The organism is Corynebacterium sp. J010B-136, assembly GCF_002967075.1.
In the GTDB taxonomy this organism is placed as follows: Bacteria; Actinomycetota; Actinomycetes; order Mycobacteriales; family Mycobacteriaceae; genus Corynebacterium.
The window spans coordinates 444,232-465,376 of sequence record NZ_PUGE01000001.1 but is presented as its reverse complement, the minus strand read 5'-3'; the positions used below and the strand labels follow the sequence as shown (position 1 = coordinate 465,376).

The 21,145-nt window shown below is 55.4% G+C and carries 28 protein-coding genes; 17 read left to right on the top strand and 11 right to left on the bottom strand.

Translation table 11 applies throughout. From position 1 onward, the window contains the following. Positions 1–12: 12 nt before the first annotated feature. Positions 13–2,775 (bottom strand): phosphoenolpyruvate carboxylase, encoded by a 2,763-nt coding sequence (gene ppc / locus C5Y44_RS02105; protein WP_105323435.1) that lies wholly within the window; start codon positions 2,773–2,775, stop codon positions 13–15. Between the two features lie 151 nt (positions 2,776–2,926). On the opposite strand from ppc, the gene C5Y44_RS02100 reads away from it, so the two are divergent. After that, complete coding sequence (locus C5Y44_RS02100; RefSeq protein ID WP_105323434.1) at positions 2,927–3,607, top strand: hypothetical protein; 681 nt, start codon at positions 2,927–2,929, stop codon at positions 3,605–3,607. Here the strand turns inward: C5Y44_RS02100 and C5Y44_RS02095 are convergent. From C5Y44_RS02095 to C5Y44_RS02070, 6 genes are read right to left on the bottom strand one after another with little or no spacing between them, the layout of a single operon-like run. Further along, positions 3,600–4,157 (bottom strand): hypothetical protein, encoded by a 558-nt coding sequence (locus C5Y44_RS02095; RefSeq protein ID WP_066840234.1) that lies wholly within the window; start codon positions 4,155–4,157, stop codon positions 3,600–3,602. The two genes, C5Y44_RS02100 and C5Y44_RS02095, sit on opposite strands and share 8 nt — an antisense overlap. Beyond that, positions 4,150–4,932 carry a DUF6286 domain-containing protein gene (locus tag C5Y44_RS02090; RefSeq protein WP_105323433.1) on the bottom strand — a complete coding sequence of 261 codons (783 nt, stop codon included), beginning with the start codon at positions 4,930–4,932 and terminating at the stop codon, positions 4,150–4,152. Before C5Y44_RS02090 ends, C5Y44_RS02095 begins: the two co-directional genes overlap by 8 nt. After that, a complete protein-coding gene (locus C5Y44_RS02085) occupies positions 4,929–5,813 on the bottom strand; it encodes an Asp23/Gls24 family envelope stress response protein (protein ID WP_105323432.1) in 885 nt (294 codons plus the stop codon). The genes C5Y44_RS02090 and C5Y44_RS02085 overlap by 4 nt, the downstream gene beginning before the upstream one ends. Next, positions 5,813–6,004 carry a hypothetical protein gene (locus C5Y44_RS02080; RefSeq protein WP_066792426.1) on the bottom strand — a complete coding sequence of 64 codons (192 nt, stop codon included), beginning with the start codon at positions 6,002–6,004 and terminating at the stop codon, positions 5,813–5,815. Before C5Y44_RS02080 ends, C5Y44_RS02085 begins: the two co-directional genes overlap by 1 nt. 39 nt (positions 6,005–6,043) lie before the next feature. After that, positions 6,044–6,394: a hypothetical protein gene (locus C5Y44_RS02075; protein ID WP_199185959.1), complete on the bottom strand. Its 351-nt coding sequence runs from the start codon at positions 6,392–6,394 to the stop codon at positions 6,044–6,046. A gap of 41 nt (positions 6,395–6,435) precedes the next feature. After that, a complete protein-coding gene (locus C5Y44_RS02070) occupies positions 6,436–6,993 on the bottom strand; it encodes an Asp23/Gls24 family envelope stress response protein (protein ID WP_105323431.1) in 558 nt (185 codons plus the stop codon). Positions 6,994–7,755: 762 nt separating this feature from the next. On the opposite strand from C5Y44_RS02070, the gene rpsJ reads away from it, so the two are divergent. The 12 genes from rpsJ to C5Y44_RS13290 all read left to right on the top strand — a co-directional run bounded on the left by rpsJ (position 7,756) and on the right by C5Y44_RS13290 (position 13,236). Beyond that, positions 7,756–8,061: a 30S ribosomal protein S10 gene (rpsJ, locus tag C5Y44_RS02065; RefSeq protein ID WP_003848085.1), complete on the top strand. Its 306-nt coding sequence runs from the start codon at positions 7,756–7,758 to the stop codon at positions 8,059–8,061. Positions 8,062–8,090: 29 nt separating this feature from the next. After that, positions 8,091–8,747 carry a 50S ribosomal protein L3 gene (gene rplC, locus C5Y44_RS02060; RefSeq protein WP_088859182.1) on the top strand — a complete coding sequence of 219 codons (657 nt, stop codon included), beginning with the start codon at positions 8,091–8,093 and terminating at the stop codon, positions 8,745–8,747. Then, positions 8,744–9,409: a 50S ribosomal protein L4 gene (gene rplD, locus C5Y44_RS02055; RefSeq protein ID WP_105323430.1), complete on the top strand. Its 666-nt coding sequence runs from the start codon at positions 8,744–8,746 to the stop codon at positions 9,407–9,409. The genes rplC and rplD overlap by 4 nt, the downstream gene beginning before the upstream one ends. Beyond that, positions 9,402–9,704, top strand: a complete 303-nt coding sequence (rplW, locus tag C5Y44_RS02050; RefSeq protein ID WP_066792431.1) for a 50S ribosomal protein L23 — start codon at positions 9,402–9,404, stop codon at positions 9,702–9,704. The genes rplD and rplW overlap by 8 nt, the downstream gene beginning before the upstream one ends. A 28-nt stretch (positions 9,705–9,732) precedes the next feature. Further along, positions 9,733–10,569 (top strand): 50S ribosomal protein L2, encoded by an 837-nt coding sequence (rplB, locus tag C5Y44_RS02045; RefSeq protein ID WP_066792432.1) that lies wholly within the window; start codon positions 9,733–9,735, stop codon positions 10,567–10,569. A 13-nt stretch (positions 10,570–10,582) separates the two neighbouring features. Then, positions 10,583–10,861, top strand: coding sequence for a 30S ribosomal protein S19 (rpsS, locus tag C5Y44_RS02040; protein WP_003848093.1), 279 nt, complete (start codon positions 10,583–10,585; stop codon positions 10,859–10,861). A 3-nt stretch (positions 10,862–10,864) separates the two neighbouring features. Then, a complete protein-coding gene (gene rplV / locus C5Y44_RS02035) occupies positions 10,865–11,227 on the top strand; it encodes a 50S ribosomal protein L22 (protein WP_003848094.1) in 363 nt (120 codons plus the stop codon). Beyond that, positions 11,227–11,970, top strand: a complete 744-nt coding sequence (rpsC, locus tag C5Y44_RS02030) for a 30S ribosomal protein S3 (RefSeq protein WP_003848095.1) — start codon at positions 11,227–11,229, stop codon at positions 11,968–11,970. The genes rplV and rpsC overlap by 1 nt, the downstream gene beginning before the upstream one ends. A gap of 3 nt (positions 11,971–11,973) precedes the next feature. After that, positions 11,974–12,390, top strand: coding sequence for a 50S ribosomal protein L16 (gene rplP, locus C5Y44_RS02025; RefSeq protein WP_066792433.1), 417 nt, complete (start codon positions 11,974–11,976; stop codon positions 12,388–12,390). Next, the gene (gene rpmC / locus C5Y44_RS02020) at positions 12,390–12,620 is read left to right on the top strand and encodes a 50S ribosomal protein L29 (RefSeq protein WP_066792434.1); all 231 of its coding nucleotides are present in this window, start codon (positions 12,390–12,392) and stop codon (positions 12,618–12,620) included. Before rplP ends, rpmC begins: the two co-directional genes overlap by 1 nt. Before the next feature lie 2 nt (positions 12,621–12,622). Further along, positions 12,623–12,907: a 30S ribosomal protein S17 gene (rpsQ, locus tag C5Y44_RS02015; protein WP_075722354.1), complete on the top strand. Its 285-nt coding sequence runs from the start codon at positions 12,623–12,625 to the stop codon at positions 12,905–12,907. Between the two features lie 188 nt (positions 12,908–13,095). Further along, the gene (locus C5Y44_RS13290; RefSeq protein WP_158255467.1) at positions 13,096–13,236 is read left to right on the top strand and encodes a hypothetical protein; all 141 of its coding nucleotides are present in this window, start codon (positions 13,096–13,098) and stop codon (positions 13,234–13,236) included. A gap of 33 nt (positions 13,237–13,269) precedes the next feature. On the opposite strand, the gene C5Y44_RS02005 is transcribed toward C5Y44_RS13290, so the two are convergent. From C5Y44_RS02005 to C5Y44_RS01990, 4 genes are all read right to left on the bottom strand, one after another. Next, complete coding sequence (locus C5Y44_RS02005; RefSeq protein ID WP_105323428.1) at positions 13,270–15,267, bottom strand: sucrose-specific PTS transporter subunit IIBC; 1,998 nt, start codon at positions 15,265–15,267, stop codon at positions 13,270–13,272. A gap of 108 nt (positions 15,268–15,375) precedes the next feature. After that, positions 15,376–16,704, bottom strand: coding sequence for a glycoside hydrolase family 32 protein (locus tag C5Y44_RS02000; protein ID WP_105323427.1), 1,329 nt, complete (start codon positions 16,702–16,704; stop codon positions 15,376–15,378). Between the two features lie 216 nt (positions 16,705–16,920). Beyond that, complete coding sequence (locus C5Y44_RS01995) at positions 16,921–17,664, bottom strand: hypothetical protein (RefSeq protein ID WP_105323426.1); 744 nt, start codon at positions 17,662–17,664, stop codon at positions 16,921–16,923. A 180-nt stretch (positions 17,665–17,844) separates the two neighbouring features. Next, positions 17,845–18,654, bottom strand: coding sequence for a hypothetical protein (locus tag C5Y44_RS01990; RefSeq protein WP_105323425.1), 810 nt, complete (start codon positions 18,652–18,654; stop codon positions 17,845–17,847). A 65-nt stretch (positions 18,655–18,719) separates the two neighbouring features. On the opposite strand from C5Y44_RS01990, the gene C5Y44_RS01985 reads away from it, so the two are divergent. The 4 genes from C5Y44_RS01985 to rplE all read left to right on the top strand — a co-directional run bounded on the left by C5Y44_RS01985 (position 18,720) and on the right by rplE (position 21,029). Then, the gene (locus C5Y44_RS01985) at positions 18,720–19,436 is read left to right on the top strand and encodes an NUDIX domain-containing protein (protein ID WP_105323424.1); all 717 of its coding nucleotides are present in this window, start codon (positions 18,720–18,722) and stop codon (positions 19,434–19,436) included. Positions 19,437–19,787: 351 nt separating this feature from the next. Next, the gene (rplN, locus tag C5Y44_RS01980; protein WP_105323423.1) at positions 19,788–20,156 is read left to right on the top strand and encodes a 50S ribosomal protein L14; all 369 of its coding nucleotides are present in this window, start codon (positions 19,788–19,790) and stop codon (positions 20,154–20,156) included. A 4-nt stretch (positions 20,157–20,160) separates the two neighbouring features. Then, positions 20,161–20,475 carry a 50S ribosomal protein L24 gene (gene rplX / locus C5Y44_RS01975; protein ID WP_003848104.1) on the top strand — a complete coding sequence of 105 codons (315 nt, stop codon included), beginning with the start codon at positions 20,161–20,163 and terminating at the stop codon, positions 20,473–20,475. A 2-nt stretch (positions 20,476–20,477) separates the two neighbouring features. Then, positions 20,478–21,029, top strand: a complete 552-nt coding sequence (gene rplE, locus C5Y44_RS01970) for a 50S ribosomal protein L5 (protein WP_066792440.1) — start codon at positions 20,478–20,480, stop codon at positions 21,027–21,029. Positions 21,030–21,145: the final 116 nt, after the last annotated feature.

The following is a 21,145-nucleotide window of genomic DNA, read 5'->3' as shown; positions in this document are numbered from 1 at the left end:
GCTCCGACACTTCTAGCCTGAGGTGCGCAGACCTGTAGCAAGACCATTCATGGTCACCTGGATGGTCTTAGAGACCAAGAAGGTATCCTCGCCGGCACGGTAGCGGCGCAGCAACTCAATCTGGATGGCGTTGAGCGGCAGCAAGTACGGATAACGTCGTTGTACTGAACGCTCTAAACGCTCATTACCAGCCATGAGCGAGTCATGTCCAGTGATGCGGAAGAATACCTCGCTGGTTAGTTCGTATTCGTCCAAGATGGTGTTGAACACGCGCTGGGAGACCGTGGGGTCATCGACAAGGGTGGAGTAGATTTGCGCGAGATTCATCGACGCTTTCCCCATGACCTGCGCCATGTTGTCGAGCACGGAGCGGAAAAACGGCCATGCCTGATAAAGCTTGCGCAAATCTTGCCAGCGCGTCTCGTCATCGCCAGCCCAGCGCATGATGCCCGTGCCCACTCCGAACCAGCCCGGCAGGTTAACGCGCGATTGCGACCACGACAGGACCCATGGAATCGCGCGCAAGTCACCGATAGATTCAGTTTGCTTGCGGGCAGTTGGGCGTGAACCCATGTTGAGGTCGCCAATTTCGTGCAATGGCGTGGATTGCGTGAAGTAGTCGATAAACCCGGCGTCACCGCGCACCAATTGCGCATACTTCTCACCGGCCAGAGACGCGATATCCCGCATGATGTCGTAGGCACGTTCAGGCTCTTTTAGCCTTTCCGTGTCCAGTAGAGAGGCCTCTAATGTGCCCGCAACAAAAGCTTCCAGGTGGCGGCGCGCGGTACTCGCTGTTCCGTAGCGGGCAGAGATGACCTCGCCTTGCTCGGTAATACGCACGCTGCCGCGGACTGCACCTTCGGGCTGGGCCAAGATGGCATCGTAAGTCGGCCCGCCACCGCGACCCACAGCACCGCCGCGGCCATGTGAAAAGCGCAACCCGATGCCATGGGTATCGCAAGCCTTGACGATGGCTAGCTGCGCATCATATAAAGCCCAATTCGCAGACAAATACCCGCCATCCTTATTGGAGTCGGAATACCCCAACACGACTTCTTGGACGTCTTCGCGCCCGCGCAAGTATCCGCGGTAAAGGTCAACCTCCCACAGCTGCTGAAGGATCTCCGCGCCTGCTTTTAGGTCATCAATGGTTTCAAACAGCGGTGCGATGTCTACTGAACCAACGAGGCGTTGTTGGGCTGGGGTAAAGCTTAATATGCCTACCTCTTTGAGCAGTACCATCGGTTCCAAAATATCGCTGACGGTACCCGTCATTGAAACAATGCAGTGCGGGACGACACCTGGCCCCAGTAACTCGACGGCCTGGGCTGCTGCCCGGAAGATTCCTAGTTCGCGTTCGGTATCAGCACTGAAGTCTTGAGACCACGGGAAGACCAGTGGGCGAGCAGAGGTGAGCTCAGCTACTAGTAGTTCACGCTTGGCGCTCTCATCCAGGCTGGCGTAGCCGGCATCCGGTGCAGTAACGCCCGCTGCAGCGAAAAGCTCGTCCAAGACGGCCTCGAAAGACTCCGAGTTCTGACGCAGATCCAAAGCGTTGAGGTGGAATCCAAAAGTATCCACGGCGGAAAGAATGCGCAGCAGCCTATCGTCGGCGATGATTGCATCATTAAAATGCCGCAAAGACCGGTCAATAACCTGCAAATCCGCGCGGAACTGGCTCGGGGAGGCATAAGGTGTAAAGTCCCCAGAGTAAGTTGCAACATCTTCTCCTGCGACGGCTGCGCGGGTAGCCACCATGCGTCCGTGCACTCCGTGGATTGCCCTGCGGTAAGGCTCATCGACGCGGCTTGGAATATCGTTTTGTCCGCGCGTAGCAAGCTCTTGTAATTCCGCAGAACTCTCTGAATAGCGGTCCGATAAGCTCAGCTCCTTTTCCAGTGCTGCTAGCTCATCAACGTAGTATTCCAGGATGGTATCCGCGGCCTGTCGCGTCGCGTAGGTCAACGTATCGCCGGTGACATAAGGATTACCATCGTGGTCCCCACCGATCCATGACCCGGTGCGCACAACCTGCCGGTTAGGCACCGATGCACCGAAGACATCGCGAAGCCCGGCGATGGTGTCGCGGTTAATCGCCGGCACTTGCTCTAAGAGGCTGCGTTTGAAGTAGCGCAGACCTACGTTTACTTCATCTTCGATCTGTGGCCGTGCAATGCGAATTAACGCGGTTTGCCACAGGATGGTCATGCGTAGGTGAGCTTCGCGCTCAATTTCAGCAAGACGAGCTTCACGCCGTGCTGTCTGCGGCTGCGCCAAGATGCTGTGGCGCTCACGCAATAGCGCCACGATGCGCTCTTGGACATCAAAAACCGTACGACGCCGCGTTTCCGTGGGGTGTGCAGTAAAGACAGGGGAGACTTGCGCGGCATCCAGGATACGGGTGACATCACTCGTCGTGATATCTTTCGCAGCCTTGAGCTTGCCCAAAACCCCATGCAAGGATGCATCGGGAGCCTGTGCACCAGCATCCTCGCGGGCTGCAAGCGCCGTTTCATCGTCGAGGTCCTCTGCGATATTCGCCATCAGCGCAAAGTGGCTGAAAGAACGCGCGACGAGGTTGATGCGGTTTTCATCGATAGTCCGGAAGGTCGCCAGCAATGCCTCAGCTTTTTTCTCACCGCGCGCCACCCCGAAAGCCAAGCGGCGAGTGCTTTCCACCAACTCAAATACATCTTCGCCTTCTTGCTCGGCGATTACTCGGCCGAGGATGCGTCCTAGCAGTCGGATATCATCGCGCACCTGTTCACTCATTGCAGTGGGGTTCCTTTCCAGCGAAACGTCAATGCTATTGAACATAGTCGCTGCGTTGCGCTTGCGCGGCGGAATTTACAAAACGGGTGTAACAAAATTAGCAACGACTGTGCTTTCTGCAATCCGTGCATCGACGTTTAAGGTAAGTGGCATGAACGATCCCACCCGTTTAGATGAAGTCCTGCGCGCGGTCAAAGGCGCGTGGGCTGGCCAGCCGGATTTGAGTTTGCCAACGTTGATGGCAATGGCAGCCACGCAAGGTATTGGGTGGGGCAGTAGTGATGACGAGCTCGTTGATTATCTCGCGGAGCTTGCGCAGCAATATCCGGCGGAGCTTAAACCTGGGGACCTGGCTGATGGCTCGGGGTACATGCTGTCCTTAATGGATAATGCCATGAGCATTTCGCTTATCGATGCCCACGTTATCGTCCACACCCCACACCGTAAACAAACCGTGGTGTGGAAGTTTGATTCCTTCCGCACCATGTCGCCGGGATTTCCATTGGTCATTACTGATGGGGAAGGTATCGACCACCGCCTAGGAGTAATCGAGCGCATTAGCCGCATGGATATACAACAAAAGCGCGAGAGCCTGCAAGGGCTTACTCGCGCTGAAATTGGGGATGTCGTCTACGTTGTTACTACCGACGATGGCACAACTATTAGATTGTCGCGGCGTGTAGATATTGTTGCGGCTGCAAGGCGCAGCCTGGAGGTCGAATCACAGCAGTGGACGAGGATTGTTCAGCATTCACCGTTGATTATTGAACTAGCGGGAGGAACCACGATGAACCTTGGAACCCCCGCAAAGGTCTTGCTCGCTGCTACTTAGAGACCTTATCGAAGTGCAGGTTATAGACCGTGCGCACTGCGGCATCGGGGAATGCTGCGCGGAAGTCACGTTCGGTCTCTTCGACCAAGCGGCGTACATCAGTGAGTTCCGTGGTGGCCTGCGCCAATACGGTAAAGGTCAAAGTTTGCTGCTTTTCGATGACACTTACTTTGCTCTTGGCACTTTGAATACCAGGCTGTTGCGCCAATGATTGCGCAATGCCTTGACCCGCGCTATTGAAAAGCGTGGTGACAGAACCGGCGTCATCACTAACAGCAGACTCGACGGCGTTGAAGCGGTGGGAGCGCACGTTGGTGATGGTCAGCCACAGACCGAGAAAAAGCGCGATGATACCGGTGGCAATCAAAACATAGATATACCAGCTTTGTTCGGGGATGCCGGCCCACACATCGTGTTGTACCCACCTGGCCAGTTCAGTGGCAAAGGCGACGTTGAAGTACATCAGTATGGGCCAGATTCCCAATACGATGAGCACCAGCGCCAGCAGAATGAAGATTGTGCGGTCTAGTCCGCGTAATGCCTTAGACATTGTTTCCCAACTCCTGCTTCTTTTCTACTTCGACGCTGACTTCAACTTTGGTGCCCAGCTGCGAAAGTGAATGCTTAACGCTGTCGCTGACACGCTGAGCAAGCATCGGATCATCGACATCGCCAGCAATGGTGACTTCGACTTTGAGGCCCTTTTTGGTATTGCCCGTCGTGCGCGTTTGCGCGGTGCTTACACCCGGCAGACGGCGAGTTGTGCCACTGACCAAGCGCGCAATATCCACATTGCGAATCCACATCGTGGCCCCAGAACCTTCAGTACCTTCAGCAGAGGCGTTCACGGGAACATGCGTCATTCGCCCTGGGCGCACCGCGATGATAAAGAAGAGCAGACCGACTACGACAGACGCAACGCCTGCCCATACCATCCACATCGGCAGTGGTGGAGTGCCAATTAAGTCAAAGACCGGAGCGGTCCACAAAGAACGCGTGGAGTCGGAATAGCTGACCCACACATCACGCCATGCCAGGCACGCAAGGGCGATTAACGCAAGGCCTAGTAAGATAGCGAGCCAACGTACTGGCGGAGACATCCGAGGCTGCACGCGGGCAAATTCGGGCGTGGGGTTATCAAGCTCAGTGTGTGCGGCTGTGACATAGCCATCAGCTGACGTCCGCGCCGTGGTTTTATTCTGCGGCGCTGCGACTTCCAGTGTGGTTTCGGTATCTGCGACTGCTGCGTCAGCGGGGACACTGTGTGCGGACTTGAATTCCACGGTTTCAAACGAGGGCTGGTTACTCGACGTCTTATCACTCATGACCGAGCTCCTTTCTCATCGTTTGAACCTTCACTGTGCACTCCGGAGCCTGGTGTCCACGGCGTCACCTGAGGGCTAAAGACCTCCACGGGATGAACTTCAATGTGGCGAAGCTGCGGGGGAGTAGGGGCTGAGATGTGCGAGGGTTCAGGATTCGCGGATTCTACGTGAATCTCACGCAATGGTGTTTCTGGTGCAACCTCAATGTCCTTGAGCTGAATCTCGCGCGGAGTAAATTTCGGCACGGCAATCTCCTCCACATGCTTGGTGATTTCACCGCTGGGACGAATCTCCTTCGCACCAGGCGCTTCCACCGAACGCACTGACGTTGGACGAGGAGCCTCGACTGAGTGAACCTGCTGTTTGCCCACCCATTGGTCTGGATCGAATCCTCGTACGTTAGTAGAGGAAGACCGCGTGGTGGGATGAACAATGCGCGTGGGGCTGACCACCGGAATCGCCGCATGAAAATCCACCGGTCCGTTGGCGACAGAGGCGGCAACACGCGCACTTGGTTCCAAATGACCCACCGTGACATTGACGCGGGTGGTGGTGTAGCCGGTAAATTGTGCCAGCGCGGCGATAATGGCGGCGCGGGTTTGGACCGCAACTTCGGTGACTGGTGAAGGCCAGGCCACCGCAATAGTCGTATCAACCGCGGTCATTGATGCATCCGGGTCAGCTTGCACGATGCTGCGCGGATATCCACGACCAGCAATGCCCGCGAGCTTCGGATCAATAGCCACGGTTCCCGGAACGGACTTAATTGCTTGGGCAACAATGCGCTCTAAAGTGCGCACGCTAATCTCTGTGGTGCCCGGGGCGTTAGCAACGTGGACACCACCGGCGACCGCTTCTGGTGCTTGTGGTGTGGTTGTCATTAGCCTCTGCCTTTACCAACGACGTTGTTCCAGATTTCGCCCAAGTTAATACGGCCATCGAAGTGCGCGCCGATAACTCCGCCGACAGCACCCAAAATGACGGCCAAGAACAACAGGGACCAGGCATTGGTGATGATGGCGATCGCTAAAATAATGCCCAGCGCGACGCCAATATAGGTGTAGTTGTTCATAAGAACTCCTTCGCTACGTTAATGAGAAAATGGCACGGCTTAAACGTGCGTGCCCAAAGTGGCGTCGGCAAATATGACATCAACCCGCTTGAGCCGCGGGCACGCAGCCATCGCCGCGCGCCGAATCTCGGTGCCTAATTCCTGCAACACTTTCTCCGCAGCAACATCGACCACGACGTGAATCTCAATAGCCGTGTCTTGGCGTGGGGAGGGTTTGCGGATTCCGCCTACCCGAGCCCCGGCGAACAGCAAAGAGATTTCGCCGAAAGAACCAGCGGACAAACCTGCTACGCCCTCAAGGCTGGTCACGGCTTCTTTGATGCGCTGTGCAGCGTCGAGGCCTAGCTGGAAACGTTGCTCCGGTTGTGAAGAAGGACTAGGAGATGTCATATACCTTGACTTCCGTTCTACTACTTACGCCTGGACCTTAATTAGAAGTGATTGATCGCAGGAGTTTGCTGCGCTGCCACAGCGGCATTGTTGTTGTCAGAGTCGTCCTGGGAGTCTTCGACCTTTTCATTAGGAAGCTTCACGTCGTGGACAACTACGTCAACGCGTTCTACGTCCAAGCCAGTCATGCGCTCAATCGCGTTGATGATATTGCGGCGGATAGCCTCTGCGAGTTCGTGGATAGCAACGCCGTATTCGGCGATGATTGCTACCTCGATGGAGGAAACGCCTTCAGCAACAGTGACGGAAACGCCCTGACGTACGTCTTCATTACCACCGAAAGATTCGCGAATGGTGCCAACCAGGCGTGCACCGCCACCGCCGAGAGCGGCAACGCCAGAGACTTCGCGTGCTGCAATACCAGCAATCTTGGATACGACAGCGTTGTCAATGGTGGTCGTGCCGTACTCGGTCTCCAGGTTTTCATTGACCTTGCGTGGAGTCTCTACCGCATCGGTGGTTGCGCCAGTGGTGGCTTCGGCAACAGTCTTTGGGGTAGGAGTTTCGTTGTTGTTCGCATTGTTGGTGTTATCGGCCATGATATTTCACTCGCTCTCAATGGATTGTTGTAGATACTGTGGAAATTTCTCGTCTAGCGCCTTTACACAAAGGCGAATGACCTAAAGCCTACGCAAATTCGCAGGGGCGGGAGGTTGAGTGGAAATATCTTTAGCGAAACTAGACAGAATCGTTACCGAAGCTTTTCCCGCAAACATATAAACGCGGTTGGTCGCATTGCTTATCGGTCCAGTTATATCTGCGCTGGATGTGGCTTATCGTGAATTGAATAACGTTTTAAAAAATGGTTTGGAAAACGGCCCTGAGCATGATTTAATACATAGGTTGCCTTAACACGTCGCAATGAGCACGGTTTCACCGTGTAAAGAACGGCGCTGGTGAGGTGAACATGACACCTTCGATGTCCGTACGAAAGTACAACGACGGGAAGGCTGGTTATATCGGGCGATGTCCGCGCTGAAGCAGAGACAACCCGAGACGCCAGACCGGAGAAGGAGCATGGCAAATGAACAGCGGCAGTATACGTAAGGGATTTTTGCGTGCCACGCATAATGCGTGATTACACCATCCCCTTCCGGATTTTGGCTCTTTATGAACCAGTACTGTGCCTGCGCTTTTGCCAGGTTGCAGTAGCTGTTATGTAAGTCAGAATCAAACTGGCGTTGGAACCAGGCTCTTTGCCCGGACAACGTTATAGAGAACATCGAGAAGCAATTTCCCACCGCTTCGCGCCCCGGATACGCCGGGAATGTGAATGTGGGGAAGCGAGGAAGAGGATAAGCGTGGCGGGACAAAAAATCCGCATTCGGCTGAAGGCCTACGATCACGAGGCAATCGACGCTTCTGCAAAGAAGATCGTTGAGACGGTAACCCGCACGGGTGCTCGTGTTGTCGGCCCGGTGCCACTACCGACCGAGAAGAACGTATACGCCGTTATTCGTTCTCCACACAAGTACAAGGACTCTCGCGAGCACTTCGAGATGCGCACCCACAAGCGCCTCATCGACATTCTCGACCCAACCCCGAAGACCGTTGACGCTTTGATGCGCATCGATCTTCCGGCAAGTGTCGACGTCAATATCCAGTGATCGACGAATAAAACTTTGGTGGAGAAATAATAATGACTAACGAGATCAAGGGCATTCTGGGCAAGAAGCTCGGCATGACTCAGGTCTTCGACGAGGAGAACCGCGTAGTACCGGTAACCGTCGTCGAGGCTGGGCCATGCGTTGTGACCCAGATTCGCACCGTAGAAAACGATGGCTACAACGCCATTCAGATCGCCTATGGCGAGATCGACCCACGCAAGGCAAACAAGCCAGCATCCGGCCACTTCAAGAAGGCTGGTGTAACCCCACGTCGCTACGTAGCAGAAATCCGCATGGATGATGTCTCTGCTTACGAAGTTGGCCAGGACGTCACCGTTGACATCTTCGAAGGCATCACCTTCGTTGACGTTACCGGCACCTCCAAGGGCCACGGCTACGCTGGTGCTATGAAGCGCCACGGCTTTGCTGGACAGGGCGCTGCTCACGGTAACCAGGCTGCTCACCGCCGCGTCGGTGGCATTGGCGGCGCTGCTACCCCAGGCCGCGTCTTCAAGGGCAAGCGCATGGCTGGCCGCATGGGTTCCGATCGCGTAACCACGCAGAACCTTAAGATTCAGAAGATCGATGCCGAGTCCAACCTGCTGCTCATCAAGGGTGCTGTCCCTGGTGTTCGCGGTGGCCTCGTCACCGTCAAGACCGCAGTGAAGGGCGGTGCACACGCATGAGCAACCTTAAGCTAGACGTTCTAACTGCTGAAGGTAAGACCAATGGCTCTGTCGAGTTGCCGGCCGAGATCTTTGACGCCGAGGTGTCCATCGCTTTGATGCACCAGGTTGTCAACGCTCAGCTTGCTGCTGCTCGTCAGGGCACCCACTCGACCAAGACCCGTGGTGAGGTTCGCGGCGGTGGCCGTAAGCCTTTCCGTCAGAAGGGTACTGGTCGCGCACGCCAGGGCTCCATCCGCGCACCGCACTACACCGGCGGCGGCGTTGTTCACGGCCCTAAGCCACGCGACTACTCACAGCGCACCCCTAAGAAGATGATCAAGGCTGCTCTCTTCGGTGCTCTGTCTGACCGTGCTCGTAACGAGCGCATTCACGTAATCGAAGAATTGGTAGCTGGCCAGACCCCATCTACCAAGTCTGCAAAGGCATTCATCGAGCGTCTGACCGACCGCAAGTCTGTCTTGCTGGTTGTCGGCCGTGAAGACCTGAATGCTCGTCGCAGCGCCAACAACCTGCCTAACGTTCACATCCTGGACGCTGGTCAGCTGAACACCTACGACGTTCTCAATGCTGATGACGTTGTGTTCTCTGTTGAGGCTCTGCACTCCTTCATCAACCGCGCAGGCGGCAAGGATGAGGCTAAGGAGGCCAACAATGTCTAAGATTGTTAACCCACGCGACATCATCCTCGCACCAGTAGTGTCTGAAAAGTCCTACGGTCTGATGGAGCAGAACGTTTACACGTTCTACGTTGCAACGGATTCCAACAAGTCCCAGATTAAAGATGCCGTCGAGAAGATCTTCGGCGTGAAGGTCGACTCCGTGAACACCGCTAACCGCGAGGGCAAGCGCAAGCGCACCCGTACCGGCTTCGGTGTCCGTAAGTCCACCAAGCGCGCCTACGTGACTCTCCGTGAGGGCAGCGACTCCATCGACATCTTCGGCGCAAGCGCCTAAGAGGAAAGTCGAGAGGTAAGGAATAACTATGGCTATTCGTAAGTACAAGCCGACAACTCCGGGTCGCCGCCAGAGCTCCGTTTCCATGTTCGAAGAGATCACTCGTTCGACTCCGGAAAAGTCTCTGCTGCGCCCAATTTCTAAGACTGGTGGTCGTAACAACCACGGTCGCATCACCACCCGCCACATCGGCGGTGGTCACAAGCGTCGTTACCGCGTGATCGACTTCCGTCGTCACGACAAGGACGGCATTCCGGCAAAGGTCGCTCACATCGAGTACGACCCAAACCGCACCGCAAACATTGCTTTGCTGCACTACTTCGATGGCGAGAAGCGCTACATCATCGCTCCTAAGGGCCTGAAGCAGGGTGCTGTTGTTGAAGCCGGCGCAACCGCCGACATCAAGGTTGGCAACAACCTGCCATTGCGCAACATCCCAACCGGTACCATCATCCACTCCGTGGAGTTGAAGCCAGGCGCTGGTGCAAAGCTTGCACGTTCCGCTGGTTCTTCTATCCAGTTGCTGGGTAAGGAAGGCAAGTACGCAGTTCTGCGTATGCCATCTTCCGAAATCCGCCGCGTTGACATTCGTTGCCGCGCAACCGTGGGTGAGGTCGGCAATGCTGACCAGATGAACATCCGCTGGGGCAAGGCCGGTCGTATGCGTTGGAAGGGCGTTCGCCCAACCGTCCGTGGTGTTGTCATGAACCCAATCGACCACCCACACGGTGGTGGTGAAGGTAAGACTTCCGGTGGTCGCCACCCAGTGTCCCCATGGGGTCACAAGGAAGGCCGTACCCGTAACCCGAACCGTTACTCCAACAACATGATCGTACGACGTCGTCGTCCGAACAAGAAGCGCTAAGAGGAGGTAAACAATGCCACGCAGCCTTAAGAAAGGCCCATTCGTAGATGAGCACCTCCTCAACAAGGTGGATGCTCAGAACGAGGCAAACACCAAGCAGGTCATCAAGACCTGGTCTCGCCGCTCGACCATTCTTCCAGATTTCATTGGTCACACCTTCGCCGTCCACGACGGTCGTAAGCATGTCCCAGTGTTTATCGATGATTCCATGGTCGGTCACAAGCTCGGTGAGTTCGCACCAACCAAGACCTTCAAGGGTCACGTTAAAGAAGACAAGAAGGGACGTCGATAAGCGATGAGTGACACCATCACCTCCGCATCCGCAACGGCCCGCTTCGTTCGCGTAACCCCAATGAAGGCACGTCGCGTTATTGATTTGGTACGCGGCAAGTCCGTATCCGAAGCTCTCGCAATCTTGAAGTACGCACCTCAGGGTGCTGCTAAGCCAGTCGCAAAGGTTGTAGCTTCTGCTGCAGCTAACGCTGAGAACAACTTCGGCCTGGACCCACGCACCCTGGTTATCTCCGAGGCTTACGCCAACGAGGGACCAACCATGCGTCGTTTCCAGCCACGCGCCCAGGGCCGTGCATTCATGATCCGTAAGCGCACCAGCCACATCACCGTGGTGGTCGAGAGCCAGAAGGAAGGGGCCAAGTAATGGGCCAGAAAATCCATCCTCACGGCCTACGTTTGGGCATCACTTCCGACTGGAAGACCCACTGGTTTGCCGATAAGGACTACGCAAACTACGTAGCCGAAGACATCAAGATCCGCGAGTACCTCTCCAAGGGTCTCGAGCGTGCCGGCATCGCTGACGTTGTCATCGAGCGCACCCGCGACCGCGTCCGCGTCGACATTCACACCGCTCGTCCGGGCATCGTGATTGGCCGCCGTGGCGCTGAGGCTGACCGCATTCGCCGCGAGCTGGAAAAGCTCACCGGCAAGATGGTTGCCCTCAACATTCTTGAGGTCAAGCAGGTTGACGCAAACGCTACCTTGGTTGCACAGTCCATCGCTGAGCAGCTCGTTAACCGTGTGGCTTTCCGCCGTGCAATGCGCAAGGCAATCCAGGGCGCTATGCGTCAGCCACAGGTTAAGGGCATCAAGGTTCTGACCTCCGGTCGTTTGGGCGGCGCAGAAATGTCCCGTACCGAGCGTTACCACGAAGGTCGCGTTCCATTGCACACCCTTCGCGCAGAGATCGACTACGGTTTTGCAGAAGCTCACACCACTTTCGGCCGCATTGGCGTCAAGGTGTGGATCTACAAGGGCGACGTTGTCGGTGGCGTGCGCGAGTCCGAACTGAACGCTCCGTCCCAGGGCCGCAACCGCGGTGACCGTGGCGGCCGTCCACGCCGTGGTGGCCAGCGCCGCCAGCGTGCACAGAAGCAGGAGGGCTAATTCATGCTTATCCCTAAGCGCGTAAAGTACCGCCGCCAGCACCGCCCAAACCGTAGCGGTCTGTCCAAGGGTGGTAACCGCATCACTTTCGGTGACTACGCAATCCAGGCTCTGGAGCCTGCTTACGTCACCAACCGTCAGATTGAGGCAGCACGTATTGCCATCAACCGCCACGTCAAGCGTGGTGGCAAGGTATGGATCACCATCTACCCAGACCGTCCTTTGACCCAGAAGCCACTTGGTGTTCGTATGGGTTCCGGTAAGGGTCCAGTTGAGAAGTGGGTGGCTAACGTTAAGCCAGGCCGTATTCTCTTCGAGATGTCCTACCCTGATGAGGCAACCGCAGTAGAGGCATTGCGTCGTGCAGGCCAGAAGCTGCCTTGCAAGGTCCGTATCATCAAGAAGGAGGACCAGTTCTAATGGCACTAGGTACCCCTGCCCACGAGTTCCGCGAACTCGACAATGCTGAACTGGACAAGCGCCTTGCGGATGCGAAGGAAGAACTGTTCAACCTTCGCTTCCAAAAAGCAACCGGTCAGTTGACCAACAACCAGCGTGTTGGCGCGGTTAAGCGCGACATCGCTCGCATCTACACCGTTCTGCGTGAGCGTGAACTTGGTCTTTCCGTCGTTCCGGAAGCTGAGGCATAAACATGAGTGAGGCAATTGTGAACGATACCCAGAAGAACAAGGGCAATCGCAAAAACCGTACCGGCATCGTTGTTTCCGACAAGATGAACAAGACCATTGTTGTCGAGTTGGAAAACCGTAAGCAGCACGCACTGTACGGCAAGATCATGCGTAACAACCCACGCGTGAAGGTCCACGACGAAGACGAGACCGCCGGCATCGGCGACCGCGTTCTGATTCAGGAATGCCGTCCTTTGTCCAAGGACAAGCACCACCGCCTGGTTGAAATCGTAGAGAAGGCTAAGTAATACTTACACCCTCTCCACGGGTTCACCGCGGAATCTAAGGTGGGCTACATGAAAAATCATGTAGCCCACCTTTGGCGTTTTTCCAGCAACACGGATAGTCGGGGACCATGCTAAACGAGTGGGAAAGAAAGTCTTTTCGTTGGAGCCTCGGGGGTTCTTTAGTCGCGATATTAGCCTTTATCGGGGTTATGATATTTTCTGATAGCGCCCAGATGATGGCGTTTTCCGGGGTGCTCATAGTGCTGTTAGTTGCCGGGCTCGTCCGTGAATATTTGCGCATGAATAAACTCAAGAATGCGCGACGGGAACAGCTAGAGGCGCTGAGCTAACTCAGCGCCTCGTCAAGAAGTAAAATCTCTTCGTTAAACCGTTGCCGGGACAGCAGGATCCACGGTATACAGATCATCACCGAAGCCAACGGTAATTCCTGCTCCAGCTGCAGGCAGAACAGGTCCGAGCTTCTTGGAATTCGAGACCACTACTGGTGTTGTTACGGGGTAGCCGGCGGCTTTGATTGCAGCGATGTCGAACTCGGCTAAGAGGTCGCCTGCTTTGACCTGGTCTCCTTTTTGCACGTGGGAAACAAAGTGCTCGCCTTTAAGGTTTACCGTGTCGAATCCGATGTGCATGAGGATGTCGATGTTGTTACCGTCTGCGTCTTTTCCGCGGACTGCGTAGGCATGACCGGAAGGGAATGCGACGGTGACCTTCCCATCGATGGGGGAGAGTAGCTTGCCGGTTTCTGGTTCGATAGCAACGCCATCGCCGAGTTTCCCAGCGGCGAACATGGGGTCGCTTACTTGGCTTAGCTCCACTGCAGTGCCGTGTAGCGGGGACACAATCATGGTGGCGTCGTCAGCAGGGAGGGCAGATGGCTTCTGTGCGGCGGAAGCATCGGCTCCGGATGCGGCCGTTCGGGTAGTACCTGCGTCCTCGTCCGGGTCAATGGTTCCGTTTCGGCTAAGCAACACGCGGCCATAGATATATGCACCCGCGAAGGAGACAACCAGTGTGATGACACAGATAAGAAGATAAGCCGGTACCGATGAGCCTTGGATGGAGACAAATCCAATAAAGCCGGCGGCGCCGAGTGCGGTGGCGAGCACATTAAATAGTGCTACGAGTGCGCCGCCGATAGCGGATGCACAGATAGCGACGTAGAACGGCCAGCGCAGGCGAAGGTTCACACCGAACATGGCAGGCTCGGTGATTCCGAACAGTGCGGAAACACCCGAAGCACCAGAAAGACCCTTCAACTTCGCGGTTTTGGCTAGGAAGTAAACGGCCAACGTCGCACCACCTTGGGCGATGTTGGACATTGCCGCGATGGGGAAGATAAATGAGCCACCCTGGGTCCACAGCATGGTCTCTACTGGTGGGAAGGACTGGTGCAAACCAGTAATGACGATCGGCGCGTAGACTAAACCAAACAGCAGACCGCCGACAGGGCCCGCGAAATCGTAGACATTAGCCAGTCCGTAGGCTAGTTGGTCACCTACCCAACGAAGGGCAGGGCCAAGGGCCATAAACGTGATAAAGCCGGTAATCAGCAAAGTCAGGACTGGCGTAACAAGGAAATCCACGGTGCCTTTGAGCTTGGAATGGAAGAACTTCTCCAATGTCGCAAGTACCCAGGAAATGACAAGAATCGGCAGAACCGAACCTTGGTAGCCGGCCTGAGCAACATCGAAGCCGAAGATGTCCCAGTAGGTCATCGATCCGTCTTCCATCGCGGCGGCAACGGAGTAGCCGTTGACCAAGTCCGGCATGACCATCGCCATCGCGATCCCGGCGCCCAAGAATTCGTTGCCGCCGAAACGCTTGGTGGCGGTAAAGCCTACAAGCACAGGCAAGAACGCGAATGGCGCCGAGGCTAGGGTATTAATTAGCCCCGCGGTGCCCTCCCACGCGGGGTACATCTCAATAATGGACTGCTCCCCAAACAGACCTGGTTGCGTCAGCACGTTGTTGATGGCCATCAACAAACCACCACCAACCAGAATTGGAATCAGCGGCACGAAGATGTCTGCCAGGACTTTAATGCCTCGTGAGAACCAATTGCCTGAATTCGCGGCAATGTCTTTGAGCTTGTCGGTAGACACAGCAATATCTTTTGTTGCCTGCTGCGCCATCTCTCGGAAGACAACGTTGACATCGCCGGGGCCAACGATGACCTGGAACATTCCTCCGGCTTCGAAAGTGCCTTTCAAGTCCGGGTCGTTGTCAAGAGCTTGCTTGTCGATGCCCCCATTATCCTTCACCACCACCCGCAACCGGGTGGCGCAGTGGGCAACGCCGATGACATTGTCTTCGCCACCGAGCGCATTAAGCACTCTGGTGGCAACTTCCTTATGGTCCATGAGGTACGTCCTTGTGAGGTAAGCAGAACTGGATCTCTTCTTATTACACACATCACTCGGATATAAAGCAACAGATTCGGGATAAAAAGTTTCTGTTTGTGTGGTTTATTATGCCCACTTCTCCCACGGACCAAAGATTTGCGCACTCAGCGCAAGACCTTCGCTGAACACTTCAACCGTGCAGCCATCGGCGATCGCGGTGATATCACCTGCCGTGCTCACGACACTGCGCGTTTCATCCCCAGTGGCTAAATGGCGCCGAAGATGAAGCTTGCCATCTTCGTGCCATGCAGACAGTAGTGGGGTGGAGGAGGCATCGACTAGCGAAAGTGTTTCATCATGTTCGCAAGATGCGGTAGCTGTCGCGCCGAATCCTTGAGTTCTTGGGGTTTCGGGGACAGAAAATAGCGGAACCTGCTTAAGCACCCCACCGTGCAGTGTTGTCCGGCGTGGCAGGGTGAGCGCATGAACCCAGCCCTCAGCGGCAACAGTAGGGTTATCATCTTGTGCTGGCAGGCCCATCCAACCGATAGTGATGGCATCATCGCCATCGCTAAGCAACTGCGGGGCGTAGAATTCAAAACCGTAATCTAGCTCCGTGAACCCACGGGTGACATGAAACGTTGTTCCCTCAAGGCGGCCCACGATATAGCCACACTGATCGGAAGAAACATAATGCTCGCCCTGCTGCGAAAGGCCCTGTGGGCAGAAGACCAACACATCGTACATGCGCCCGTCACTGTGATCGAGCATCGATATCAAATTCGGGCATTCCCACATGTATCCGCCCGGCAGAATGTCTGGACTAAGGCCTGGCTGCGCGTGCGTGAGATCGAAGTCTAGCGAGCCAGTAAAGTCCCAGGCTTTCAGATCATCAGAATGATAAACAGCAATAGCTCCGGTTTCCGACCCCGCTTCCTTCTCTGTTTCAGGCGCGGTCTGCGCCCCTAGCACCATGCGCCAACGCTTGCCATCACGAACAATGTGAGGATCGCGAAAATGCCCAGTGAAACCTGCCGGTGCGTCCGGAATTAACGGATTCGCTTCGTCTTTGCGGTAGGTGCCGCCCAGCGGGTGATTGGGCGAACTGGCGTGGACGCGGTTTTGGCTGGGGATTCTTGTGTCATCGACTTTGAGGTTTCCGGTATAAAACAGCCAGATATCACCGCCATCTTTCACCGCACCGCCGGAGTAACAGCCATGGGCGTCGTAATCGGCGTCCGGATACAGGGCGTCTGGGTGGTGCAGGGGAAGCTGTGCTTCGTGGATGCTTACTGATGCATGTCCCCAACCCGTGCGCTTTAGTCCCTCGGGAAAGGCAGGGTCGTGCTGGTAGAAGACGTGGAGTCGGTCGCCTTCAATGAAAAGGCCATTGGGATCATTGAGCCGGCCAAATGGTGGGGTGATGTGAAAATTCGGGCGATACGCGTAAGTCATAGCAACTCAGTGTAAAGGAATTCCATATGACAGAAGCTTGTGCAGAAGACTATAGGCGACTGTAGGTATAACGAAACCCCCTTCTTGACTCCAGCTTCCAAGTGGAAGCTGTCCTGTTGGACAAGAAGGGGGATTCGGGTTTTACTGCAAATCCGCGTTCGCCGTTGAGGTGATTACCTCAACGCCAGGAGTGTCGAATTTAAGGACCTCGCCTAATTAAGCAGTGAGGAAACGACGAGCTGCGAATGCAGCAGCTCCCAAAACAGAGATTGCAGCTAGGGCAGCCAGTACGCGCGCTACGGTGTTGTCGCCGGTTTCAGCGTTGATACCGCGGTCACCCAAAGTGGTGGTCTCGCAGTTTTCGCTATCGCCTTCGCGCTCGCCGTTCTCGTTGTACTCGCACTCTTCGCGGTTGTTCTCGTTGCCTGGGGTGCGCTCACGCTCACGGTCACGCTCACGGTCGCGGTCACGATCGCGCTCGCGGTCTCCGTCGGAACCTTCGTAGTCACAGCTGTAGCCGAATTTCTTCGCTGCAGCCTGGTCAGACTTGAACTCATCCTGCTCGGACAGCTCGCCGCCACGGTTAGCGGAGTCGGTGACGTAGTGCTCACCATCTTCGTGCAGGAACCAAGTGATGCCATCGTATTCGAAGGACTCTGGACGCTCTTCATCCCACTTGATGTTTAGGGTCGAGTCTTCGCCATCGGCGCACTCAACGCGGGACTTGGATCCGCCGTCGTAAGGTGTTTCGCCTTCACGCTCACGCTCACGCTCGCGCTCGCGTTCACGTTCGCGCTCGTTTTCGCGATCGCCATCGTTGTTTTCCTCGTTGACGCCACGATCCCCCAGGGTGGTGGTTTCTTGCGGGACCGCGCCTTCAGATGCATTTGCTGGAATAGCAGCGAATGCGATTGCGCCAGTTAGCGCTGCTGCGGCTAGGGAAGTGCCAAGACGCTTCATACTGTTTCTCCTAATTACGTTGTGTGTAAATGCGCGGAACGAGATCCACAGAGGCCCCACACGCACTATCAGAGACAATATCAACATCATTCACATATGCCACACAGCGACACGCCAGAAACTATTACAACTTCTTTCACATCTTTAACATTGGTAACAGATTGTTTCTTGGTGTCGTGGTTAAATGGCATCCACAATACGGTCGTATTGCCAGCCCACAACCGCATTCTTCACTGCCGCCTGCAAAAGATTCGCGGGCTGGATGCAACTAATGGTTAGCAAACGCCCGGGTGTAGCTGAGGTACCCCAGATCTCTTCTGACTGTGATAATCCTGACTTTTCCGGCTCGTGTAAGTCGGTTGCTTCATAGACCAACCACAAATCGCCCGATTCTTCTGTGCGGATAAAAAGCTCATCGCCGATATGGACCTGGTGTTTGTCCGCACTGCCGTCGTATAGGTCGTTGAACACTGCTGGCACGCCCGCGCCGGTATGCCCAGCAATCACCACAATGTCAGAGGCATCAGTGCCTGGCAGGGAATAAGGCCTGTCATCTGCGGTATAGGTACACGCCTTCGACATGGATTCTGGGTCGATTGCGCCATCAGTAGTTGCACAGCTTTCCTGTTCAAATTCCGCACGTAAGTCCAAAGAAGGGATATACATTTCCACGGGCTTCGAGGGATTCACGGAAACATCGAGTGGGGCAGGAGACGTGGTGGTTGCAACTGGGGCAGCTGCGTCTTCTTCACTGTCGCCTGAAAAGACAGCGGTGAGCAGGCTGACGATGATAACTACCAATAGTGCAACCGCAATATAAAGGCGCATCCGTGGAGGAATGCGGAAGATGGCATCGACAAGCTTTTGGCGAAAAGTCTTGCGCGGGCCAAGCGTGCCGCGACCGCGTTGTTCACGAGACGGCGGACGCTGATATTGCGGCGAAGGGGTGCGCGAAGTAGTGCGCCGGGAATAGTTGCGCCCTGAAGTCATATTCTGTGCCCACCTTGTGTCACGATAGAAGTTATCCCCTTATATTAGGGCTATCATGTGAGCTTATGGACCAAGGCGCGTTATCACCACAGCCGCGAGGGCCCCTGCGTGATGAGCTCGGGGCAGCGAAATACCGACACGAGGCAATTGCTGCGATCATGCGGATAAATTTCGACAAGGGGCTGCAAGTTATGGCTCACCGGCGTGAGCGTGCACCATTTGCCGGCAAGTGGGCTTTGCCGTCGGGGCCCTTGGAAGTTGATGAAACCATCGAGCAGTCCATTCGACGCCATATCGGTGTGCCTGTGAACTTTATGGAGCAACTAAGTACCCACTCGGCGCTGGATCGCGACCCTTTCGACCGTACTATTGCGACAGCTCACGTCGGCCTGGTCGCCTGGGACGAGCTTAGCGATGCATCCTTCGTCGACTTGGAGCAAGACTGGGCTTTTGACCACGGCGAAATTGTCGCTGAAGCGGTAGCGCGACTGCGCGGCAAATTGTCTTATACCAATATTGCTTTTGCGCTTTGCCCGGAAGAATTTACTCTCGCGGAATTGGCGCGGGCCTACGAATCGGTCTTGGGATATCCGGTTGCGGTCAGTAACCTGCAGCGCGTGCTTAAACGTCGCGGGCAGTTGGAATTGACGGGAAACTTGTCGCGTCCTGGCCGTGCAGGCGGCCGTCCGGCCAAACAATTTCGTTTTGTGCGACGTGAACTAGTGGTCACGGATCCGTTCGCGGCATTTGCGCCAGCAGCCACAGAACTGGCGGAAAATTAAGCCACCGTAATGTAGTGCCTTTGGGGTGTATTGAGCCAGTCGTGATTGATTTCCTTTGGGGTGTATTGAGGCAGTCGTGATTTGTAGCCATTGGGGTGTATTGAGCCGATGGCGAAATACACCCCGGCGTTTTGACCTGCAGGTTAGGGGATTTGGAGTAGGGGGTGTGGGTGTGGTTTAATGCTTAGGTTGCATTGCGCGGTAAATGCGCGGTGTGGTGCGTTTCCGAACCACGCTGTATTTACTCGAATGGGCTTGTGCCTCATTCCCGCCGGTGCATTGAAAGCAAAAGACCGCGTGTGTCAAGGTCGGAAATTTTGACACACATTAATCCAGGTCAGGAGACCCATAGTGATTCAGAAAGAATCGCGTCTGCGAGTCGCTGATAACTCTGGTGCACGTGAAATTCTGTGCATCCGTGTTCTTGGCGGATCCGTACGACGTTTCGCTGGCATTGGCGACACCATCGTCGCAACTGTCAAGGAAGCAACCCCAGGCGGCAACGTAAAGCAGGGCGAAGTTGTTCGCGCTGTTATTGTCCGCACCAAGAAGGAAACCCGTCGTCCAGATGGTTCCTACATCAGCTTCGACGAGAACGCAGCTGTCATTTTGAAGAACGACAGCGAGCCACGCGGTACCCGCATCTTCGGCCCTGTTGCTCGTGAACTTCGTGACAAGAAGTTCATGAAGATCGTTTCACTTGCACCGGAGGTGATCTAATCTTATGAAGATTCATAAGGGAGATATGGTGATTGTCATTTCGGGCCCAGATAAGGGCGCGAAGGGCAAGGTCATCGAGGCATACCCAAAGCGTGAGCGCGTCCTGGTAGAGGGCGTTAACCGCATCAAGAAGCACGTTGCAAACTCTGCTCCAGAGCGTGGCGCAGAGTCCGGCGGCATTGTTACTCAGGAAGCTCCAATCCACGTTTCTAACGTTGCGATTGTTGACTCCGAGGGCAACCCAACCCGCGTCGGCTACCGTTTTGATGAAAACGGCAAGAAGGTCCGTATCGCGCGTAGCAACGGGAAGGACATCTAAAAATGAGCGAGAACTACACCCCTCGTCTAAAGACTCGCTACCGCGAGGAAATCAAGGATGCTCTTAACAAGGAGTTCTCCTACGACAACGTCATGCAGATCCCTGGCGTCGTCAAGGTTGTTGTCAACATGGGCGTCGGCGACGCTGCCCGTGATGCCAAGGTCATCAACGGTGCTTTGGAAGATCTGACCCTCATTACCGGTCAGAAGCCACAGCTGCGTCGCGCAAAGAAGTCCATTGCGAACTTCAAGCTGCGTGAAGGCATGCCAATTGGTGCTCGCGTTACCCTGCGCGGCGACCGCATGTGGGAATTCCTCGACCGTCTGCTGACCATCGCGCTGCCACGTATTCGTGACTTCCGCGGTCTGTCTGACCAGCAGTTCGACGGCAACGGTAACTACACCTTCGGTCTGTCTGAGCAGACCATGTTCTACGAAATCGACGTGGACAAGATTGACCGCCCACGTGGTATGGACATCACCGTTGTTACCACCGCTACCAACGATGAGGAAGGCCGCAAGCTGCTTCGCGAGCTTGGCTTCCCATTCAAGTAAATAGCGTTTAAGAAATCCGCCAGCCCTGTTAAGTGGCTGGCGGATTTTTTGATCGCGGAACACTGCCTGTGGATAACTCACACGGTTAGTTGATATGTCATGTGAGTAACTGGCCA

Excerpts from the sequence above, each read along its gene's own strand:
- C5Y44_RS02090 (WP_105323433.1), bottom strand. The coding sequence starts at position 4,932 with ATGAGTGATAAGACGTCGAGTAACCAGCCCTCGTTTGAAACCGTGGAA.
- C5Y44_RS01995 (WP_105323426.1), bottom strand. The coding sequence starts at position 17,664 with ATGAAGCGTCTTGGCACTTCCCTAGCCGCAGCAGCGCTAACTGGCGCA.
- C5Y44_RS01990 (WP_105323425.1), bottom strand. The coding sequence starts at position 18,654 with ATGACTTCAGGGCGCAACTATTCCCGGCGCACTACTTCGCGCACCCCT.
- C5Y44_RS02100 (WP_105323434.1), top strand. The coding sequence starts at position 2,927 with ATGAACGATCCCACCCGTTTAGATGAAGTCCTGCGCGCGGTCAAAGGC.
- rplP (WP_066792433.1), top strand. The coding sequence starts at position 11,974 with ATGCTTATCCCTAAGCGCGTAAAGTACCGCCGCCAGCACCGCCCAAAC.
- C5Y44_RS02005 (WP_105323428.1), bottom strand. The coding sequence starts at position 15,267 with ATGGACCATAAGGAAGTTGCCACCAGAGTGCTTAATGCGCTCGGTGGC.
- rpsS (WP_003848093.1), top strand. The coding sequence starts at position 10,583 with ATGCCACGCAGCCTTAAGAAAGGCCCATTCGTAGATGAGCACCTCCTC.
- rplE (WP_066792440.1), top strand. The coding sequence starts at position 20,478 with ATGAGCGAGAACTACACCCCTCGTCTAAAGACTCGCTACCGCGAGGAA.
- C5Y44_RS13290 (WP_158255467.1), top strand. The coding sequence starts at position 13,096 with ATGATATTTTCTGATAGCGCCCAGATGATGGCGTTTTCCGGGGTGCTC.
- C5Y44_RS02000 (WP_105323427.1), bottom strand. The coding sequence starts at position 16,704 with ATGACTTACGCGTATCGCCCGAATTTTCACATCACCCCACCATTTGGC.
- C5Y44_RS02095 (WP_066840234.1), bottom strand. The coding sequence starts at position 4,157 with ATGTCTAAGGCATTACGCGGACTAGACCGCACAATCTTCATTCTGCTG.
- C5Y44_RS02080 (WP_066792426.1), bottom strand. The coding sequence starts at position 6,004 with ATGAACAACTACACCTATATTGGCGTCGCGCTGGGCATTATTTTAGCG.
- rplW (WP_066792431.1), top strand. The coding sequence starts at position 9,402 with ATGTCTAAGATTGTTAACCCACGCGACATCATCCTCGCACCAGTAGTG.
- C5Y44_RS02070 (WP_105323431.1), bottom strand. The coding sequence starts at position 6,993 with ATGGCCGATAACACCAACAATGCGAACAACAACGAAACTCCTACCCCA.
- rplD (WP_105323430.1), top strand. The coding sequence starts at position 8,744 with ATGAGCAACCTTAAGCTAGACGTTCTAACTGCTGAAGGTAAGACCAAT.
- C5Y44_RS02075 (WP_199185959.1), bottom strand. The coding sequence starts at position 6,394 with ATGACATCTCCTAGTCCTTCTTCACAACCGGAGCAACGTTTCCAGCTA.
- rpmC (WP_066792434.1), top strand. The coding sequence starts at position 12,390 with ATGGCACTAGGTACCCCTGCCCACGAGTTCCGCGAACTCGACAATGCT.
- rplV (WP_003848094.1), top strand. The coding sequence starts at position 10,865 with ATGAGTGACACCATCACCTCCGCATCCGCAACGGCCCGCTTCGTTCGC.
- rplB (WP_066792432.1), top strand. The coding sequence starts at position 9,733 with ATGGCTATTCGTAAGTACAAGCCGACAACTCCGGGTCGCCGCCAGAGC.
- rpsC (WP_003848095.1), top strand. The coding sequence starts at position 11,227 with ATGGGCCAGAAAATCCATCCTCACGGCCTACGTTTGGGCATCACTTCC.
- rplX (WP_003848104.1), top strand. The coding sequence starts at position 20,161 with ATGAAGATTCATAAGGGAGATATGGTGATTGTCATTTCGGGCCCAGAT.
- ppc (WP_105323435.1), bottom strand. The coding sequence starts at position 2,775 with ATGAGTGAACAGGTGCGCGATGATATCCGACTGCTAGGACGCATCCTC.
- C5Y44_RS02085 (WP_105323432.1), bottom strand. The coding sequence starts at position 5,813 with ATGACAACCACACCACAAGCACCAGAAGCGGTCGCCGGTGGTGTCCAC.
- rpsQ (WP_075722354.1), top strand. The coding sequence starts at position 12,623 with ATGAGTGAGGCAATTGTGAACGATACCCAGAAGAACAAGGGCAATCGC.
- C5Y44_RS01985 (WP_105323424.1), top strand. The coding sequence starts at position 18,720 with ATGGACCAAGGCGCGTTATCACCACAGCCGCGAGGGCCCCTGCGTGAT.